This is a genomic window from Pseudomonas sp. BO3-4 (assembly GCF_034044115.1).
GTDB classification, from domain to species: domain Bacteria; phylum Pseudomonadota; class Gammaproteobacteria; order Pseudomonadales; family Pseudomonadaceae; genus Aquipseudomonas; species Aquipseudomonas alloputida.
On the sequence record NZ_CP139018.1, the window covers coordinates 5,680,901 to 5,700,042 of the forward strand.

The following is a 19,142-nucleotide window of genomic DNA, read 5'->3' on the forward strand; positions in this document are numbered from 1 at the left end:
CGAGGAAGTACCCGCATGACGATCCGCCCGCAACCGCTGATGCGTACCCTGGCCGCCGCAGTGCTGAGCCTGGTCATCGGCGCTCCGGCCGCCATGGCAGACGCACCGGTCACGCTGACCATGTACAACGGTCAGCACAAGGAAATCGGCGAAGCCATTGCCAAGGCCTATGAGGCCAAGACCGGCATTCACATCGACATCCGCAAAGGCAGCAGCAACCAGCTGGCCAGCCAGATCATCGAGGAAGGCGACCGTTCGCCAGCCGACATCATCTATACCGAAGAGTCCCCGCCCCTGAACAACCTGGGCGAGCTGGGCCTGCTGGCCAAGATTGACGACGCCACGTTGAACATGATGCCCAAGGAGTACGTTGGCGCCAACGGCACCTGGATGGGTATCACCGCCCGTACGCGCATCGTGGTGTACAACCCCAAGAAAGTCGACGAGAAAGACCTGCCAACCACGGTGATGGACTTCGCCAACCCTGAGTGGGAAGGCCGCGTCGGCTACGTCCCTACCAGCGGTGCATTCCAGGAGCAGGCCGTGGCCATTCTGAAGATGCACGGGCGTGAAGCCACCGAGGAATGGTTGACTGGCTTGAAAGCCTTCGGCAAGACCTACACCAACAACATGGTCGCCCTCAAAGCCGTGGAAAAAGGTGAAGTGGCTGCGGTACTGGTGAACAACTACTACTGGTACGCGCTTGAACGCGAACGCGGCAAGCTGGACACCAAGCTCTATTACCTGGCCGACGGCGATGCTGGCAACCTGGTCACTATCTCCGGCGCAGGCGTGGTCAAGGCCAGCAAACACCCGAAAGAAGCCCAGGCCCTGCTCAACTGGATGGCCAGCGAGGAAGGCCAGCGCGTGATCACCCAGACCACCGCCGAGTACCCGCTGCACAAGGGCATGGTTTCTGACCGCGGCCTGAAGCCGTTCGACGAACTGCGCCCGCCGAAGATCTCGCCAGCTGACCTGGGCAATGCCGAGGAAGCCATCGAACTTGAGCGTGAGGTCGGCCTGCTCTGATGACTGCTGCCCTGTCCGAACCGGTGCCGGTACGCTTCGTACCGCGCCGCAAGCGCCCTTCCATCTGGGTAGTGCTGCCTGTGCTGTTCCTTGTGGCAATGAGCTTGCTGCCACTGGCTTATGTCGCCATCAAAGCCTGGGAGGCCGGCTGGCGCGAAGCTTTGCACCTGCTGTGGCGGCCCTTTGTCTGGGGGCTGATGCGCAACACCCTGATGCTGATGGTCGGGGTGACGCTGACCTGCATGGTGGTCGGCCTGGCACTGGCCTGGCTGCTGGAGCGCAGCAACCTGGCCGGCCGCCGGTTGTGGGGCGTGGTGCTGTGCCTGCCATTCGCCGTGCCGTCGTTCGTCAGCAGCTTCACCTGGGTGTCGCTAAGTTCGGACTTTGAAGGCCTGGGCGGCGCGATCATGGTCATGGCCCTGTCCAAATACCCACTGGTGTTCCTGCCCGTTGCCGCGACCCTGCGCAACCTCGACACGTCGCTGGAGGAGTCGGCACGCACCCTGGGTTGCAGCCGCTGGGGGGTGTTCAGCAAAGTCACCCTGCCGCTGCTGTGGCCGTCGATGCTCGGCGGTGCGCTACTGATTGCCCTGCATATGCTGGTGGAGTTTGGCGCGCTGTCGATACTCGGCCTGCAAACCTTTACCACGGCGATCTACCAGCAGTTCGAACTGGAGTTCAGCAACGCCAACGCGGCCATGCTGTCTGCCGTGCTGCTGGCGATGTGCCTGGCAATGCTGTGGCTGGAACTGCGGGTGCGCGGCAAAGCCCGCCATGTACGCATCGGCCAGGGCGTAGCGCGCCGTGCGCAACCGGTGCGGCTGCGCGGCTGGGCGGTGCTGGCGCAACTGTTCTGCGTGGGCCTGGCGGTGCTGGGCAGCGGCATTCCGCTGGCGATGCTCGGTTACTGGCTGAGCGTGGGTTCGTCGGCGGCATTCCCGGTGGCGGCCATCTCGAAGGCGTTGTTCACCTCGCTGTCGGTGTCGCTGGGCGGTGCCGGCTTTTGTGTGCTGCTGGCTCTGCCTATCAGCTTTTTGGTGGTGCGCTACAAAGGCCGCCTGGCGATTTGGGCCGAGCGTCTGCCCTATCTGCTGCACGCCCTGCCCGGCCTGGTGATTGCCCTGACGTTGGTGTTCTTCGCCCTGCACTACGTGCCGGCGCTGTACCAGACCACGGCCTTGCTGCTGTTGGCCTATGCGCTGCTGTTCCTGCCGTTGGCGCAATCACCGGTGCGCACCGCGCTGAACAAGGCTTCGCCGACGCTGGAAGAAGCCGCACGCACGCTTGGCGCGAGCAGCTTTACCGCGTTCTGCCGGGTGACCTTACCGATCATATTCCCGGCCATGGCGGCAGCCTTTGCGCTGGTGTTCCTGGATGCCATGAAAGAGCTGACGGCTACCCTGCTGCTCAGCCCGACCGGCATGACCACCTTGGCCACCGAGGTGTGGGCACACACAGCCAACGTCGAGTTCGCGGCAGCGGCGCCTTATGCTGCGTTGCTGATCGTGGTGTCGGGGTTGCCGGTTTACTTGCTGACTACGCGGATGTACCTGAACAAGGCATGAACTTCTTCGCGGGTTTGCCCTCAGGTACATCACCGGTCTCAGGGCCTGCGCTGTACCTGTGGGGGCTCGCCGGTGATCAGGCCATCAGATGTTACGCAGCATGCGCCGCACAATTGGCCCGTGGGCCTTGCCGACCGGCAACATGTAAAGCCGGCCGAAGGTGTTGAAGCACTGCACCGAGGTGGTCACGCCCAAGCGCTGACACCCCTCCCCCTGATCATCTAGATCCACACTCACCATTACAGCCAGGTGCGTATCACGCGAGGTCAGGACCAGTTGCTGGTCGCTGATGGCCTCGACAGTGAAGAAGTCCAGGCGCTCACCGACGGCTGGCACATGCGTTGGATCGCCGCGAGTGAAGCCGTGGATATCGGCGACATTGAAACGGCGTGAGATAAAGTCGCGAATGCGGAAAGCCCGGGCCAGCCAGCCGGGGACGTCCGAGGTCATGGCGCAGTAGGCTTGCAGGGCGGTCATCGGGTCAGTGAGCTGTACGCTGTCACTGTGCAGGAAATTCAGGTCGGCCTGGGCAGCGATTAGTTGGGCGGACATGAGCAACTCCTTTTGTCATGTGTCGCCGACAGCATAGCAACACCGCTCAGGTGTGGGAGCCTTGTGTCGCGAAAGGGCCGCATAGCGGCCCCGGCAATTTCCGCGTTTATGCAACAAACCTGGGGCTGCTATGCAGCCCTTTCGCGACACAAGGCCGCTCCCACAAAGAACCGCCCAGGATTCAGGCCCGGAACTGGCCCAGGCTGGCGCGCAGCTGAGCCGCCAGATCATCCAGCACCTTGCTGCTGGCCGTGGTCTGCATCACCACCTCAGCCGAGCGTTCGGCCTGGGCATGGATGTTTTCCACCCGCCCCCGCACCGCCTGAGCGCCATGGGCCTGTTGTTCGGCAGCGCGAGTCGCCAAACCAATGGCCGCGTGCACCTGCTCCACCGCAGCCTGCACCGACTGCTGGCGACGCTCGTTGTCACGCAGCACCAACAACCCTTCACTCGCCTTGAGTCCAGCCTGACTGATGGTGGCCACTGCTTCCTTGGCACCTTTTTGCAGCGCGGTAATGTGCGCCTGAATGTCGCCGGTAGAGCTTTGCGTCTTGCTCGCCAGCGCCCGCACCTCATCGGCCACTACAGCGAATCCGCGGCCAGTTTCACCAGCGCGCGCGGCTTCGATTGCAGCGTTGAGGGCCAGCAGATTGGTCTGCTCGGCAATGCCATGGATGACAGTCAGCACCACTTCAATCTGTTCGCTCTGCTTGGCCAGGCGCTCGATCACCTGAGAGCCCGTTTCAACCTGCCCGGCAAGGTTCTCGATCAGGCTCGCCAGTTGCGTCGAGGAACGGCTGTTCTCATCGGTCGCCTGGCGAATGTCCACCACCTGCTGCAACGCCGCCTGCATGGCATGGCTTTCAGCCTGAGCCTCGTCAGCCATGCTCGACAGGTCGCGCAGGCTGGCGGCCACTTCGTCACGCTGCAACGCCGCCGCGGCATCGGCACCGGCATTGCGCTGGGCCATGGCGCCGATCTCGACGCCGGTACGCTGGGCCACCTCGCCGGCCTCGCGGACGATGGGCTGCAGCTTGTCGACAAAGCGATTGACCGCCGACGCCATGTCGCCGATCTCGTCGCGGCTGTCGAGGGTCACGCGCTTGGTCAGGTCGCCTTCGCCAGCGGCAAGGTCGTTGAGCGCTGCGATCAGCAGGCGCAGTTTGCTGAGCACCCGGCGGCCTAACACTAAAGCGACCACCAGCAGCACACCCAGGCCCACCAGCACCAGGCCCAGGCCAATCCGCCAGCGCAACTCGGCAGCCGCATCGCGCACGGTCTGTGCAGTGTTGGCCTGCATCGCGGTGGCGCTGGCCTGCGCAACTTCCAGGCGCTCGCGCAGGGCCTTGCCACTGTCGGCAGCCGCCGCGCCCAGGCTATCGCCAACCAGTTGCTCGCCACTGGCGATCAGGGCACTGAAGCGCTGGTCGAGCGCCTTGAGCTCCTGGTCAATGCCGGCTGTAGAAACCCCCATCAGGACTTTGCCGATCTCGGCGCCATTGGGGTTGATAGAGGCTTCGACGAAGTACACCGACGGATCACGACGCGCGGCATCGAGCACCTTGTCCAGCGCTCGTTCGCCCTGGCCCTTCTCGATGAGCGTCTGGTTGATCGGGTTCTGCCGGTTCAGGTAACGGGTCAGGTGCTGGCCCTGGGCATCGTCATAGATCACGAACAGCACGTTGGGGTTGCGCTGAGCGCGTCGGGCGAAGTCTGAGAGCACTGGCACATCGTTGTCCCAGATCGCTCGCGGCGCAACCGAAGCCAGCAGCTCGGCCATGTCGTTGGCGGAGTCCTTGAGGTTCTTCTCCAGGGTGCTGCGCAGTTGCTGCTGTTCGCTTTGCAGGCGCTCCGACAACCCTGCGCTCAGGCGCTGGCGGGTACTGCTCGACAGGCCGTCGAGCCCAGAGCGCACATCTTGCCCGGCTTGCTCCAGATCGCTTGCGAGTTGGCGACTGTCATTACCCAGTCGCTCGCCAAGGTCAGCCTCCAGGGCGGTGACCGTGCTTCGGGTGAGCGCAACGGCAACCAGCACCTGCACCAAAAGAGCGATACCAAGGGCAACAAACACAGGCCGCAAGAGGCGGCTTCGTAACAGTGAGAGGATGGCAGACACGGTGTAACCCTCGTGTTTTCTGGCGCCACTATTTTGATGGCATCTACAGAAACTTCTTACAGCAAGGGTTGTGCCGCAGGCAGCAGGGAAATGCGCCAAGGTCTAGCAGAGGGGTTTCGTGTGCAGGCCCATTCGCGGGTAAACCCGCTCCTACAACGGCCTGCGCCCAACCGCCGTTGTGTGCCCACACCCAACCAGTGTAGGAGCGGGTTTACCCGCGAATACGGCAGCGGCGGCAACGGTGGATTACCGGTGGATTGGCCAGCCCCGGCAACCCACAAATGAAAACGCCGCGGCCCTTCTCAGGGCCGCGGCGTCAGATCAGCCTGGAGGGCAGATCAGGCGAACGGATGACGCAGCACGATGGTCTCGTTGCGGTCCGGGCCGGTCGAAATGATGTCGATCGGCGCGCCAACCAGCTCTTCGATGCGCTTGATGTAGTCACGCGCAGCTTGCGGCAGCTCTTCCAGGGTTTTCACACCCAGAGTCGACTCGCTCCAGCCTGGCATCTCTTCGTACACAGGCTCCAGGCCAATGTAGCTGTCGGCATCGGAAGGCGCGTCGATGACGGCACCGTTCTCGTTCTTGTAGCCAACGCAGATGTTGATGGTTTCCAGGCCGTCCAGTACGTCCAGCTTGGTCAGGCAGATGCCCGAGATGCTGTTGACGTCGATGGCGCGACGCAGGATCACGGCATCGAACCAGCCGCAACGACGGGCACGGCCGGTGGTGGAACCGAACTCGTGGCCACGCTTGGCCAGCGTAGCACCAGTCTCATCGAACAGTTCGGTCGGGAACGGACCGGAACCTACGCGAGTGGTGTAGGCCTTGGTGATGCCGAGGATGTAGTCGAGGTACATCGGGCCGACGCCGGAACCGGTGGAAATACCGCCAGCCGTGGTGTTGGAGCTGGTGACGTACGGGTAGGTGCCGTGGTCGATGTCCAGCAGCGAGCCCTGGGCACCCTCGAACATGATGTCCTTGCCGGCGCGACGCAGGTTGTGCAGCTCGGCGGTGACGTCGAGCATCATCGGCTTGAGCTGTTCGGCGTAAGCCATGCACTCGTCCAGCGTCTGCTGGAAGTCGATGGCTGGCTCTTTGTAGTAGTTCACCAGCTGGAAGTTGTGGTAATCCAGCAGCTCACCCAGCTTGGCGGCGAAACGCTCGCGGTGGAACAGATCACCCACGCGCAGGCCGCGACGTGCCACCTTGTCTTCGTAAGCTGGGCCGATACCACGGCCGGTGGTGCCGATCTTGGCTTCGCCACGGGCTTTTTCGCGGGCCTGATCCAGGGCCACATGGTACGACAGGATCAGCGGCGCAGCCGGGGAAATGCGCAGGCGCTCGCGCACCGGTACGCCTTTCTCTTCCAGCTTGGTGATTTCACGCATCAGTGCATCCGGGGCAACGACCACGCCGTTACCGATCAGGCACTGTACGCCTTCACGCAGGATGCCGGACGGAATCAGGTGCAGAACGGTCTTTTCACCGTTGATCACCAGGGTGTGACCCGCATTGTGGCCACCCTGGTAGCGCACTACGGCGGCAGCATGTTCGGTCAGCAGATCGACGATCTTGCCTTTGCCCTCATCACCCCACTGGGTGCCCAGGACGACGACATTCTTACCCATTACATTGGTCCTCATTCACGCAAACTTGGTTGCCGGCCTGTCGCCGACGCAGAAACTCACTGGGTCAGCGGCAGAACCTGCCAGCGCCCGTCTTGCTGAATCAATTGCCGATCACAATCCGCCTCGAGAGCAGCACTCAACGGCTGGCCAGGCAGAGCCTGAACCACACGCTGGCCCTCGTTGCGCAACTGGCAGACTTGCTGCCAGAGGGCCGCATCGCCACTGTCCGGCATCCAGATGCCGCCAGTTGGCAATACGACCTCCGCTCGCCCCAGTGTGACCAGGGTCTTCAAATCCGTGGAGAAACCAGTGGCCGGGCGCGCCCGGCCAAAGTCGGCGCCGATATCGTCGTAGCGCCCGCCCTGGGCGATCGATTGGCCTTCGCCTGGCACGAACACGGCGAACACCACGCCCGTGTGATAGTGGTAACCACGCAGCTCGCCGAGGTCGAAGTACAGCGGCAGGTCCGGGTAGCGCGACGCCAGGCGATCAGCGATCGCCAGCAGGTCGTCCAGCGCCGCCAGCACGCTGGCCGGGGCGCGACCGAGGCGCACGCGGGCTTCAGCCAGTACTTCACGACCACCGCACAGCTCGACCAGGGCGCGCAGCATGTTGCCCAGGTCTTTCGGCAGGTCGGCGGTCAGCGCCTGCACTTCATCGACAGCCTTGCGTTGCATGGCGTCGAACAGCTGCTGTTCGACCGCGCCAGACAGGCCGGCGGCACGGGCCAGGCCGCGGTAAATACCGACGTGGCCCAGGTCCATGTGCACATCCGGCACATCGGCCAGTTGCAGCGTGGCGAGCATCAGGCTGATGACTTCGACGTCGCTGGTAGGGCTGGCATCGCCGTACAGCTCGGCACCCAGCTGGATCGGGCTGCGCGAGGTGGACAGGGCACGCGGCTGGGCGTGCAGCACGCTGCCGGCATAGCACAGGCGGCTCGGGCCCTCACGGCGCAGTGTGTGCGCATCGATACGCGCTACCTGCGGGGTGAAGTCGGCGCGGAAGCCCATCAGGCGGCCGGACTGCGGGTCCACTACCTTGAAGGTGCGCTGATCCAGGTCCTGGCCGGCGCCGGTAAGCAGCGACTCCAGGTACTCGATATGCGGGGTGACGACCAGTTCGTAGCCCCAACTCTGGAACAGGTCCAACACCTGGCGGCGCGCGATCTCGATGCGCGCAGCCTCAGGTGGCAGTACTTCCTCGATGCCATCTGGCAGCAGCCAGCGGTCTACCGTTGCCATTACGCCATTTCCCCTCTGGTCCGGGCGGCTTGCCAGCAGGCAAACCGTCAGAAAAGCCGGTATCGCGCACAGCAGCGGGCAGCACTGATCCCAGCGCAGCCACCGTACCCGACACCCTCAAATTGCCTTGCGAGCTGACCAAACTGTCGACCGGCGCTGTGCCAATCAACCTTGCAGACGCAAAAAAGCCGGGAAATTTCCCGGCTGCCTCATCATACACCCCTTTTCATTCAGGATGCACCCCGCCTGGTGCATTAGCTGCCAGGCGGGGTGCCGCTGCATGAAAATCAGGGCCTGAGCATCACGGTCTGCTCTTGTCCAGGTAACGGAAGAATTCGTTCTTCGGGTCCAGGACCATCACGTCGCTCTTGCTCGAGAAGCTCTCGCGGTATGCCTGCAGGCTACGGTGGAACGCATAGAAATCAGCGTCCTGGCTGTAAGCCTTGGCATAGATAGCGGCCGCTTGGGCATCGCCATCACCACGGGTTTCTTCTGCTTCGCGATAAGCCTCGGCCAGCAGCACACGGCGCTGACGGTCGGCATCGGCACGGATACCCTCAGCCAGCTCGTTACCCTTGGCACGGTGCTCGCGGGCTTCACGCTCACGCTCGGTGCTCATGCGGTCGAACACGCTGCGGTTGACTTCCTTCGGCAGGTCGATGGCCTTGACGCGCACGTCGACCACCTCGATGCCCAGTTCCTTGCTCGCCATGCGGTTCAGCGATGCAGTGATGTCAGCCATCAGTGCATCACGTTCACCGGAAACCACTTCGTGCAGGGTACGTTTACCGAACTGGTCGCGCAGGCCACTTTCCAGACGACGCGACAGACGCTCGTCGGCGATCTGCTTCATGCCGGACGTGGCGGTGTAGAAGCGTTCAGCGTCCTTGACGCGCCACTTGGCGTAGGCGTCGACCATCACCGCTTTCTTTTCCAGGGTCAGGAACCGCTGGGTAGGCGCGTCGAGTGTCATCAGCCGGGCGTCGAACCTGCGCACCTGGTTCACGTACGGAATCTTCACGTGCAGGCCTGGCTGAACATCCGCCTGGACCACCTTACCGAAACGCAGCAGTACCGCCCGCTCGGTCTGGGACACGATGTAGAAGCTGTTCCAGGCCACAATGGCCAGGACCACGGCGGCGATCAGGGCGATCAGCGATCTATTGCTCATCAGCGGCTCTCCCTAGTACGCAGCGGCTGCTGTTGCTGTTGCATGTCCTGCGCGGCACGAGCGGCCGCATCGTTAGCCGATGGCGACGCGCTAGTGGTTGGCACGGACGGCTTGCGGCTGCCTTCGACCATCTTGTCCAGCGGCAGGTAGAGCAGGTTGCTCTGCCCGTCCTTGGTTGCCACCATGACCTTGCTCGAGTTGCTGTAGACCTCTTGCATGGTCTCCAGATACAGACGCTCACGGGTTACGTCAGGTGCCTTGCGGTACTCGGCAAGCAGCTTGGTGAAGCGGTCTGCCTCACCCTTGGCGCGGGCAATGACTTCGTCGCGGTAACCATTGGCATCCTCGATGATGCGCTGGGCCTGACCACGGGCTTCCGGCACCACGCCATTGGCATAGGACTCGGCCTGGTTGCGGGCACGCTGCTCGTCTTCGCGGGCGCGGATCACGTCGTCGAAGGCTTCCTGCACTTCACGCGGGGCTGCCGCGCTCTGTACGTTGACCTGGGTAACGGTGATACCGGTGCGGTAGTTGTCGAGGAAGCGCTGCAGGCGTTCGCGGATATCCACGGCCATCTGCTCACGACCCTCGGTCAACACCTGGTCCATCGAAGTGGAACCCACCACGTGGCGCAGGGCGCTGTCGGTCGCGTGCTGCAAGCTCACCTCAGGCTGGTCGACGTTGAGCACGAAGTCCTGCAGGTTGCTGATCTTGTACTGGACGGTCAGCGGCACCTCGACGATGTTCTCGTCTTCGGTCAGCATCTGGCCCTGCTTGGTGTAGGCACGCTCACGCGTGACGTTTTCCATGTACTTGCGATCAATCGGCGGGAAGTAGATGTTCAGGCCGGGACCGACCGTCTCATAGTACTTGCCGAAGCGCAGCACAACCGCCTGCTCCTGCTCGTCGACCACATACACGGCGCTGTACAGCCAGATTGCAGCCAGCACCGCCAGGCCGATGCCCAGCAGGCCCAGGCCACCGCCCTTGCCGACATTGCGATCACCGCCGCCACGTTTCTTGCTGCCGCCGAACATGCCATTCAGGCTGTCCTGCAGTTTGCGGAAGGCCTCGTCCAGATCCGGTGGACCTTTCTTGTCACCACCGCCGCCACCGCCACCGCGGCGGCCGCCCCAGGGATCCTGATTGTTCGAGTTGCCACCCGGCTCGTTCCAAGCCATAGCGCTCTCCATCTGATAAAGCAAAGACGCGCCCACGGCGCGCCGTCCAATGCTACAGAATGCCTGTCACTGCTGCCCGGCGACCTCGACGAGCATTTATTGCAAAGTGTGTTGCTGGACAAACACTTGCGGCTCCATGCCTTCGCGGCTGACCAGGCGATTCAGTTCGACCATGGGCAGTCGCACGCTCAGCAGGCTGCGCCCTTCTTCATCATGCTCTTCACTCTGCACGGCACCCAAGGCAAAGAATTGCGCGCGCAAGCGGGCAAAACGCTGCTCCAGGCACAGGGTACCGACAAACAGATCATCCCCCAGCAACTCGGCAACCGCCTGGCCAACCAGCTCCAGGCCACGCCCATCGCGTGCCGATACCCAGACCCGTTCCGGCTTGCCATCGGCATTGCGCTGGATCTGTGGCTCGACATCTTCGAGCAAGTCGAGTTTGTTGTACACCTCCAGGATCGGCAACCCCTCGGCACCAATCTCACCCAACACCGCCAGCACCTGCTCAATCTGCTCCATGCGCTCTGGCTCATGGGCGTCGATCACATGCAGCAGCAGGTCGGAGTTGCTCGACTCTTCGAGCGTAGCCCGAAATGCCTCGACCAGCTTGTGCGGCAGGTGGCGAATGAAGCCTACGGTGTCGGCCAGCACGATCGGCCCCAAGTCGTTGAGCTCGAGCCGGCGCAGGGTCGGGTCGAGGGTGGCGAACAACTGGTCCGCGGCATACACCTCGGATTCGGTCAGGGCGTTGAACAGCGTGGACTTGCCGGCGTTGGTATAACCCACCAGCGACACCGAGGGGATATCCGCGCGCTTGCGCCCGCGACGCGCCTGCTCACGCTGGCTGCGCACTTTCTCCAGGCGTGACTTGATCTGGCGTATACGCACCCGCAACAGGCGGCGGTCGGTTTCCAGCTGGGTTTCACCCGGGCCGCGCAGGCCGATACCACCTTTTTGTCGCTCAAGGTGAGTCCAGCCGCGCACCAGCCGCGTGCTCATGTGCTCCAGCTGGGCCAGTTCGACCTGCAGCTTGCCTTCATGGGTACGCGCCCGTTGGGCGAAGATATCGAGGATCAGCCCGGTACGGTCGAGCACACGACACTCGAACACACGTTCAAGGTTGCGCTCCTGACTGGGCGTGAGGGTGTGATTGAAAATCACCAGGTCTACCTGTTCGGCATGGACCAGGTCGTGCAACTCTTCGACCTTGCCACTGCCAATCAGGTATTTGGCGGAAGGCTGATGCCTTGTCACCGTGACCAGCGAGACGATGTCGGCACCGGCCGACAATGCCAACTCCTGAAACTCCTGCGGGTCTTCGCGCGCCTCAGGGTTCTGACCTTCCAAGTGAACGAGCAACGCCCGCTCACCACCACCGTGGCGCTCAAAGAACAATGCAGGCTCCTATCAGGCGTTGCCTGGCTCGCTGTCGCCGTGCTCGCTGTCGGTCGGGCTTGGCAGGCGGACCGGACGGGCCGGAACTACGGTCGAGATGGCGTGCTTGTAGACCATCTGGCTGACGGTGTTCTTCAGCAATACCACGAACTGGTCGAACGATTCGATCGAGCCCTGCAGTTTGATACCGTTGACCAGGTAAATGGATACCGGGACCTTTTCTTTTCTCAAGGTATTCAAGTAAGGGTCTTGTAGCGAATGCCCTTTTGACATATGCCGCACTCCTGTAAGGATAAATAATAGAAAATCAATAAAAACGATAAATTAGGCCGCCCCTTCGCAAGAATAGACGGCAATCAGCAGGGACTCAGCTCAATATGGAGATGGCCCCAAGGTATTTCAAGGTGCGGGACAGATTGTCGCAGGCCAGGCTGTCAAGCCAGTGCACGTCAGGCCAGCCACGCAACCAGGTGAACTGCCGCTTGGCCAGCTGCCGGGTAGCAATGATACCGCGTTCACGCATCTCATTCTCAGTCAGCTTGCCATCCAGGTAATCCCACACTTGCCGATAACCCACTGCCCGTATAGACGGCAGCCCGGCGTGCAAGTCACTTCTGGCTCGCAGCGATCGGACCTCGTCAACGAAGCCCTGTTCCAGCATCTGCGAAAATCGTAACGCAATTCGCTGATGCAAAATGTGACGATCTGTAGGAGCAATCGCCAAACTGGCGACAGTATAGGGCAAATGTCCGCCGGCGCCTGCGTCTGCGCCGCGACTTTCCGCGAATTGACGCCGACGATGAGCTGTCATGCTCTCGCCGCTCACCCGGTACACCTCCAAGGCCCGGATCAACCGCTGCGGGTCATTGGGGTGGATACGTGCCGCGGACTCCGGGTCGACTTCGGCCAACTGGCGGTGCAGCTCGGCCAGGCCCAGGGCTTCAGCCTGCGCTTCCAGCTCGGCGCGCACCGTCGCATCGGCGGCCGGCATATCGGCCAGGCCATCGATCAACGCCTTGTAATAGAGCATGGTGCCGCCGACCAGCAGCGGGATCTTGCCGCGCGCGGTGATCTCGGCCATGGCCTCCAGCGCGTCGGTACGGAACTGCGCGGCGGAATAGCTCTGGGCCGGGTCGCGAATGTCGATCAGCCGGTGCGGGTGGGCAGCGAGGACTTCTTTCGACGGCTTGGCCGAACCGATATCCATGCCACGGTACACAAGTGCCGAATCGACGCTGATCAGTTCACACGGCAGCACCGTGGTCAGTTCGATGGCAAGGTCGGTCTTGCCGGCCGCCGTCGGACCCATCAGGAATATTGCAGGGGGCTTGCCGCTCATTTCATCGACCGCGCAGGAAAAGTTTGTCCAGATCATCCAGGCCCATCTGAGTCCAGGTAGGACGGCCATGGTTGCACTGGCCGCTGCGCTCGGTGTTTTCCATGTCGCGCAGCAGGGCGTTCATCTCGGGAATTGCCAGGCGCCGGTTGGCGCGCACGGCACCGTGGCAGGCCATGGTACCGAGCAGTTCGTTGAGATGCGCCTGAATGCGATCACTGGTGCCGTACTCCATAAGGTCGGCAAGCACGTCCTGCACCAGGCGGTTGGCTTCAGCCTGCTTGAGCAAGGCCGGGATCTGGCGAATCGCCAGGGTCTCAGGGCCCAGGCGCTGCAATTCGAAGCCCAGGCGCTGAAACCACTGTGCATGCTCTTCGGCACAGTCGGCTTCACGCTGGCTAAGGGCCAAGGTTTCGGGCACCAGCAGCGGCTGGCCACTCAGGCCCTCGCTGGCCATGGCCACCTTGAGGCGCTCGTACATTATCCGCTCGTGGGCAGCGTGCATGTCCACCAACACCAGGCCAACAGCGTTCTCGGCCAGGATGTAGATACCCTTGAGCTGCGCCAGGGCATAGCCTAGCGGTGGAATGTCGCCTTGGCTTTCGGGCAGTGCCGTCGCAGGCGCAGCACCGGTTTCCAGCGGCTTATAGAACTCGCGGTACACCGCCTGTGCCTCTGCGGCCGGCAGCGGCTGTGAGGGACGTGGGGTGTATTGATACTGGTAACCGGCGCCACTGCCACCATTGGAAAACGACTGTTGTGGGGCTCGAGGCTGTTCAAGCACCGGCGAGGCCAGGCGCATTTCACCCTGGGGCCCGAACTCACCGGCCTGCTGGCCCGTGGGACGAACCAGCTCAGGTACGGCAGCAGGTGCGGCCAGCTGGTCTTCCGGACGTACATCGGCCAAGGCACGGTGCAAGGTGCCATACAGGAAGTCATGCACCGAGCGCCCTTCACGGAACCGTACTTCATGCTTGGTAGGGTGCACGTTCACATCGACGCCGTTGGGCTCCAGCTCCAGGAACAGCACGAACGTGGGGTGGCGGCCGTTGAACAGCACGTCCCGGTAGGCCTGACGCACGGCATGGGCGACCAGTTTGTCGCGCACTGCCCGGCCATTGACGAAGAAGTACTGCAGGTCTGCCTGGCTGCGCGAGAACGTCGGCAAGCCGACCCAGCCCCAAAGGCGCAGGCCGTTGCGCTCGACGTCGATCGGCAGTGCCTGCTCCATGAAGCCCGGGCCGCAGATGGCACCCACCCGCCGTGCACGGGCGGTTTCGTCGTGGGCCTCGTGCAGGCTGAGGATGCTCTTGCCATTGTGGCGCAGGTGGAAGCCGACATCGAAACGGGCCAGCGCCAGCCGCCGGATCACTTCCTGCAAGTGATCGAATTCGGTTTTCTCGGCTTTGAGGAACTTGCGCCTGGCCGGGGTATTGAAGAACAAATCGCGCACTTCCACCGAGGTACCGACCGGGTGCGCCGCCGGCTGCACGCGCGGCGTCATGTCACGGCCTTCGGTTTCTACTTGCCAGGCCTCACTGGCACTGGCGGTACGCGAGGTCAGGGTCAGGCGCGCCACCGAACTGATCGAGGCCAAGGCCTCGCCACGGAAGCCCAGGCTCAATACCCCTTCAAGGTCTTCCAGCTCGCGGATCTTGCTGGTGGCGTGTCGGGCCAGGGCCAGCGGCAGGTCGTCGGCAGAAATACCGCTGCCATCGTCCCGCACCTTCAGCAGTTTGACGCCGCCCTGCTCGACTTCGATATCGATGCGCCGGGCACCGGAGTCCAGGCTGTTTTCCAGCAGTTCCTTGGCTACAGACGCCGGCCGCTCGACAACCTCGCCGGCGGCAATCTGGTTGGCCAGCCGCGGGCTGAGCAGCTGAATTCGCGAACCGCCACTCATCATTGCGCGGCCAAGGTTGTGGCGGGTACATCGAGGCGCTGGCCAACCTTCAGCTCATCGGTCTTCAGGCTGTTGATGCTGCGCAGGCTGGCCACGCTGACCTGGTAACGCACGGCGAGCATCGCCAGGGTTTCGCCAGGGCGCACGGTGTGTTCACGCGGGCCGGCGGCGATCTTGCCGGTGTCACGCAACCAGGCGATGTAGGTGCCAGGTGGCGGGTTCTGCTGGAAGTACTGGTGCACCCCAGTGCGGATCGACCGGGCCAGCGCCTGCTGGTGGCTGGAGGAGGCCAGTTTGGCTGCTTCGTTGTTGTTCGAGATGAACCCGGTTTCAACGAGGATCGACGGAATATCCGGCGACTTCAGCACCATGAACCCGGCCTGTTCCACACGCTGCTTGTGCAACGAAGTGACACGCCCCATGTTGCCCAATACCTTTTGCCCCACGTTGAGGCTGGAGCTGAGCGTAGCGGTCATCGACAGATCAAGCAGCACGCCCGCGAGCATGCGGTCCTTGTCGTCGAGGCTGACATTACCCGCACCACCGATCAGGTCAGAACGGTTTTCCGTGTCGGCCAGCCAGCGCGCCGTCTCGGAGGTGGCGCCACGATCGGACAGGGCGAACACCGAGGCGCCAAAGGCTGCGCGCGACGGGGCCGCGTCGGCGTGAATCGAAATGAACAGGTCGGCGCCTTTCTTGCGGGCGATTTCCGTACGCTTGCGCAGCGGAATGAAGTAATCACCGGTGCGGGTCAGCTCTGCACGGAAACCTTTTTCGCTGTTGATCTGACGCTGCAGCTCCTTGGCGATCTGCAACACGATGTCTTTTTCGTGCTGGCCACGCGAGCCGGAAGCGCCAGGGTCTTCGCCGCCGTGCCCGGCATCGATGGCAACCACAATGTCACGCTTGCCACTGGGTACCGGTGGCAGCTTGATCGCCGGCTGGGTCGGCGTCACTGGCACCGCGGGCGTTGTCGCAGGCGTTTGTACCGGGGCCGGCGCAGGTGGCGGCGTGCTGGCCGCGATAGCGTCAGCCTCCTGGTCATACAGGTCGACCACCAAGCGGTTGCCGTACTGTGCGTTGGGCGCCAGGGTGAAGCTTTTCGGGGTAACCGACTTTTTCAGGTCGACCACAACCCGAAGGTCGGTTGGCGTACGCTGAGCCGAACGCACACTGCTTATCGGCGTGTTGGAGGTGGCCACATTCAGTGGCGCGGCCAGTGTTGCGCCATTGATGTCGATGACCAGGCGATCGGGTGCGCTCAGGGTGAAGACACTATGCTGCACGGGGCCAGACAGGTCGAAGACCAGCCGCGTGTTGTCCGGTGCGCGCCACAGGCGCATGCTCTTGACTTGAGTGACGGCCAGAGCCTCAACGGTCACCGTTGTCAGCAGCAGCCCAACGATGGCGACCAGTGCGCGTATGCGCATACCTACCCCACTTACTGTTTATAGTGTTCGGCCAGTGCCACGCACCAGGCCTCGCCGCGAGCCCCCTGCGGCGAAAGGTTCAGCGAGCGTCCACTCGCTTGGGGGCTTATGGTAATGGTCAGGTCAGGCTTTGGCAAAACGCCCGCACCCTTTTGTGGCCATTCGAACAGGCACAGCGGGTCGCCCTCGAAATAGTCACGAATGCCCATGAACTCAAGCTCCTCCGGGTCGACCAGGCGATACAGGTCGAAGTGAAAGGCTCGGACCTCGCCGATTTCATAGGGTTCGACCACGGTGAACGTCGGGCTTTTCACAGCCCCAGTATGGCCCAGACCGCGGATCAGGCCACGCGACAGGGTTGTTTTACCCGCGCCCAGGTCGCCCTCAAGGAAAATCACGCCGCGACCGCCGGTCACCTCGGCCAGTGCTGCACCGAATTTGACCGTGGCCTCTTCATCGGCCAGAAACAGATTTAAGCCAGACACGCAGAATGCTCCTCCAACAACTCACGAATGACCGGCGCCAGATCACTGGCCGCCAGGCCTCTACCTTTTTTCCCAAGGCGCTCGCCGGCACAGGCGTGCAGCCACACCCCCAGGCAGGCTGCGCCCCAGGCATCCAGGCCTTGGGCCAACAGGGCTGCCAGCACGCCAGTCAGCACATCGCCCAGGCCGGCGCCGGCCATCGCCGGGTGCCCGCGCTCGCACAACGCCAGCTGCCCGCTCGGGGCTGCCACCAGTGTGCCAGCCCCTTTGAGTACACAGACGCTGTTATAACGCCGCGCCAGCTTGCGCGCAGCGCCAGGGCGGTCGGCCTGCACGGCCTCAGTGGCAATGCCCAGCAGCCGCGCCGCCTCCCCCGGGTGCGGAGTAAGGATGCTGCCACTGGGCAGGGCCAGCGGGGTTCGCGCCAGCAAATTCAAGGCATCGGCATCCCACACTTGCGGCCGCTCGGCGTTGGCCACCGCCGACAACAGGCTGCAGCCCCACGCCGCCTGCCCCAGGCCGGGCCCGACCACCAGGACCGAGGCGCGCTCCAGCACACCCATCAGTTGGTTGGCCGAACGGACACCCAGGCACATGACCTCGGGCAGGCGCGCCAGGCTGGCCGACACGTGCTCGGGCCGGGTTGCCACGCTGACCAGCCCGGCGCCGCAACGCAGGGCGGCTTCGGCACTGAGCAACACAGCGCCTCCGGTACCCAGGTCGCCACCGACCACCAGTACATGGCCGAAGTCGCCTTTGTGGGCATGCGCCTGCCGCGCCGACAGGCGGGCAAGCGTCACGCTGCTGAGCAATTGTGGGGCATTACTGGGGTGTTTGGTCTGCGGCATGGGGTCAAAGGCTCCAATGTCTGGCAGAATTATACGCACCTGAGCCCGTATTGCCTTGCCCATCCATGTCCGCCTCTATACCTGACCTCGCCCAACTGGCCCAATCGATCAAGATTTGGGGCCAGGAACTCGGTTTTGCCCATGTTGGCATCGCCGGGGTCGACCTTGGCGAACACGAACACCACCTGCAGCGTTGGCTCGACGCCGGTTATCAGGGTGAAATGGAATACCTGGGCGCCCACGGCAGCAAAAGGTCACATCCCGACCAGCTGATCCCCGGCACGGTACGCGTGGTCTCGCTACGTATGGACTACCTGCCCGGCGACACACAGATGGCGCAGCGCCTGGCCCAGCCCGAGAAGGCCTACGTGTCACGCTACGCGCTTGGCCGGGACTACCACAAGCTGGTGCGCAAGCGCGTGCAGTTCCTCGCCGACCGCATCCAGGAAGCCATCGGCCCGTTCGGCTACCGCGCCTTTGTGGACAGCGCCCCGGTACTGGAAAAAGCCCTGGCCGAACAGGCCGGGCTGGGTTGGATCGGCAAGAACACGCTGCTGCTCAACCGCAAGGCGGGTAGCTACTTCTTCCTTGCCGAACTGTTCGTCGACCTACCGTTGCCGGTGGACGAAGCCACCACCAGCGAGCACTGCGGGCGTTGCCAGGCCTGCCTGGACATCTGCCCGACACAAGCGTTTGTCGGGCCCTATGTGCTGGATGCGCGACGCTGCATCTCGTACCTGACCATCGAGCTGAGGGGCGCGATCCCTGTCGAGTTACGCGCAAAGATGGGCAACCGGGTGTTCGGTTGCGACGACTGCCAGATCGTCTGCCCCTGGAACCGCTTTGCCAAGCACAGCCAGGAGCAGGATTTCCAGCCACGGCACGGGCTGGAAAATACCGACCTGGCGGCGATGTTCCTGTGGGATGAACGCACCTTCCTGCGCAAGACCGAGGGCGGGCCTTTGCGGCGGGCGGGGTACGAGCGGTTCTTGCGCAACCTGGCGGTGGGGTTGGGCAATGCGCCCTCCACGATTCCGGTGATCGAAGCGCTGAAGGCCCGGCGTGACGATGAATCGGAATTGGTGCGCGAGCATGTGGAGTGGGCGCTGGCCCGACACGGAGCTCAATAGCGACCAGCCTCAGAGCATGCGCCATCCTTGTGGGAGCGGGCGCGCCCGCGAAGCAGGCAACACAGGGAATGGCACCGGCTTCGCCGGTGTTCGCGGGCACGCCCGCTCCCACATGGGCCATGT

At 63.2% G+C, this 19,142-nt stretch carries 16 protein-coding genes and 1 pseudogene; 3 read left to right on the forward strand and 14 right to left on the reverse strand.

Annotated features, from left to right (window positions below):
* Positions 1-15 precede the first annotated feature (15 nt).
* Together REH59_RS26065 and REH59_RS26070 are read left to right on the forward strand one after the other, a co-directional pair.
* Positions 16-1,029, forward strand: a complete 1,014-nt coding sequence (locus tag REH59_RS26065) for an extracellular solute-binding protein (RefSeq protein ID WP_003249550.1) — start codon at positions 16-18, stop codon at positions 1,027-1,029.
* Positions 1,029-2,594, forward strand: coding sequence for an iron ABC transporter permease (locus tag REH59_RS26070; protein ID WP_320450369.1), 1,566 nt, complete (start codon positions 1,029-1,031; stop codon positions 2,592-2,594). Before REH59_RS26065 ends, REH59_RS26070 begins: the two co-directional genes overlap by 1 nt.
* Before the next feature lie 84 nt (positions 2,595-2,678).
* On the opposite strand, the gene REH59_RS26075 is transcribed toward REH59_RS26070, so the two are convergent.
* The 14 genes and pseudogenes from REH59_RS26075 to REH59_RS26135 form a co-directional block, all read right to left on the reverse strand.
* Positions 2,679-3,146, reverse strand: coding sequence for a DUF2867 domain-containing protein (locus tag REH59_RS26075; RefSeq protein ID WP_004577528.1), 468 nt, complete (start codon positions 3,144-3,146; stop codon positions 2,679-2,681).
* Positions 3,147-3,327: 181 nt separating this feature from the next.
* A complete protein-coding gene (locus tag REH59_RS28905) occupies positions 3,328-4,212 on the reverse strand; it encodes a methyl-accepting chemotaxis protein (RefSeq protein WP_371044508.1) in 885 nt (294 codons plus the stop codon).
* A gap of 21 nt (positions 4,213-4,233) precedes the next feature.
* Positions 4,234-4,926: pseudogene (locus tag REH59_RS28910) on the reverse strand (methyl-accepting chemotaxis protein); the annotation flags it as partial.
* A 674-nt stretch (positions 4,927-5,600) separates the two neighbouring features.
* Entirely contained in the window at positions 5,601-6,893 is a 1,293-nt protein-coding gene (locus tag REH59_RS26085) for an adenylosuccinate synthase (protein ID WP_003249542.1), read from the reverse strand.
* Between the two features lie 56 nt (positions 6,894-6,949).
* A complete protein-coding gene (locus REH59_RS26090) occupies positions 6,950-8,137 on the reverse strand; it encodes an ATP phosphoribosyltransferase regulatory subunit (RefSeq protein WP_014860415.1) in 1,188 nt (395 codons plus the stop codon).
* Positions 8,138-8,438: 301 nt separating this feature from the next.
* Entirely contained in the window at positions 8,439-9,308 is an 870-nt protein-coding gene (gene hflC, locus REH59_RS26095; protein ID WP_003249538.1) for a protease modulator HflC, read from the reverse strand.
* Positions 9,308-10,489, reverse strand: coding sequence for an FtsH protease activity modulator HflK (gene hflK, locus REH59_RS26100; RefSeq protein ID WP_003249536.1), 1,182 nt, complete (start codon positions 10,487-10,489; stop codon positions 9,308-9,310). The genes hflC and hflK overlap by 1 nt, the downstream gene beginning before the upstream one ends.
* A gap of 96 nt (positions 10,490-10,585) precedes the next feature.
* Positions 10,586-11,887, reverse strand: a complete 1,302-nt coding sequence (hflX, locus tag REH59_RS26105) for a ribosome rescue GTPase HflX (protein ID WP_003249534.1) — start codon at positions 11,885-11,887, stop codon at positions 10,586-10,588.
* Positions 11,888-11,899: 12 nt separating this feature from the next.
* Positions 11,900-12,160, reverse strand: coding sequence for an RNA chaperone Hfq (gene hfq / locus REH59_RS26110; protein ID WP_003249532.1), 261 nt, complete (start codon positions 12,158-12,160; stop codon positions 11,900-11,902).
* Between the two features lie 94 nt (positions 12,161-12,254).
* Positions 12,255-13,226: a tRNA (adenosine(37)-N6)-dimethylallyltransferase MiaA gene (gene miaA / locus REH59_RS26115; protein WP_003249530.1), complete on the reverse strand. Its 972-nt coding sequence runs from the start codon at positions 13,224-13,226 to the stop codon at positions 12,255-12,257.
* Position 13,227: 1 nt separating this feature from the next.
* Complete coding sequence (mutL, locus tag REH59_RS26120) at positions 13,228-15,126, reverse strand: DNA mismatch repair endonuclease MutL (RefSeq protein ID WP_004577531.1); 1,899 nt, start codon at positions 15,124-15,126, stop codon at positions 13,228-13,230.
* The gene (locus tag REH59_RS26125) at positions 15,126-16,556 is read right to left on the reverse strand and encodes an N-acetylmuramoyl-L-alanine amidase (RefSeq protein ID WP_003249525.1); all 1,431 of its coding nucleotides are present in this window, start codon (positions 16,554-16,556) and stop codon (positions 15,126-15,128) included. Before REH59_RS26125 ends, mutL begins: the two co-directional genes overlap by 1 nt.
* Positions 16,557-16,567: 11 nt before the next feature.
* Positions 16,568-17,041: a tRNA (adenosine(37)-N6)-threonylcarbamoyltransferase complex ATPase subunit type 1 TsaE gene (tsaE, locus tag REH59_RS26130; protein WP_003249523.1), complete on the reverse strand. Its 474-nt coding sequence runs from the start codon at positions 17,039-17,041 to the stop codon at positions 16,568-16,570.
* Positions 17,029-17,889 (reverse strand): NAD(P)H-hydrate dehydratase, encoded by an 861-nt coding sequence (locus REH59_RS26135; protein ID WP_014860412.1) that lies wholly within the window; start codon positions 17,887-17,889, stop codon positions 17,029-17,031. The genes tsaE and REH59_RS26135 overlap by 13 nt, the downstream gene beginning before the upstream one ends.
* Positions 17,890-17,954: 65 nt before the next feature.
* Between REH59_RS26135 and queG the strand changes: the two genes are divergently transcribed.
* A complete protein-coding gene (queG, locus tag REH59_RS26140) occupies positions 17,955-19,019 on the forward strand; it encodes a tRNA epoxyqueuosine(34) reductase QueG (protein WP_004577534.1) in 1,065 nt (354 codons plus the stop codon).
* The last annotated feature ends 123 nt before the right edge of the window (positions 19,020-19,142 follow it).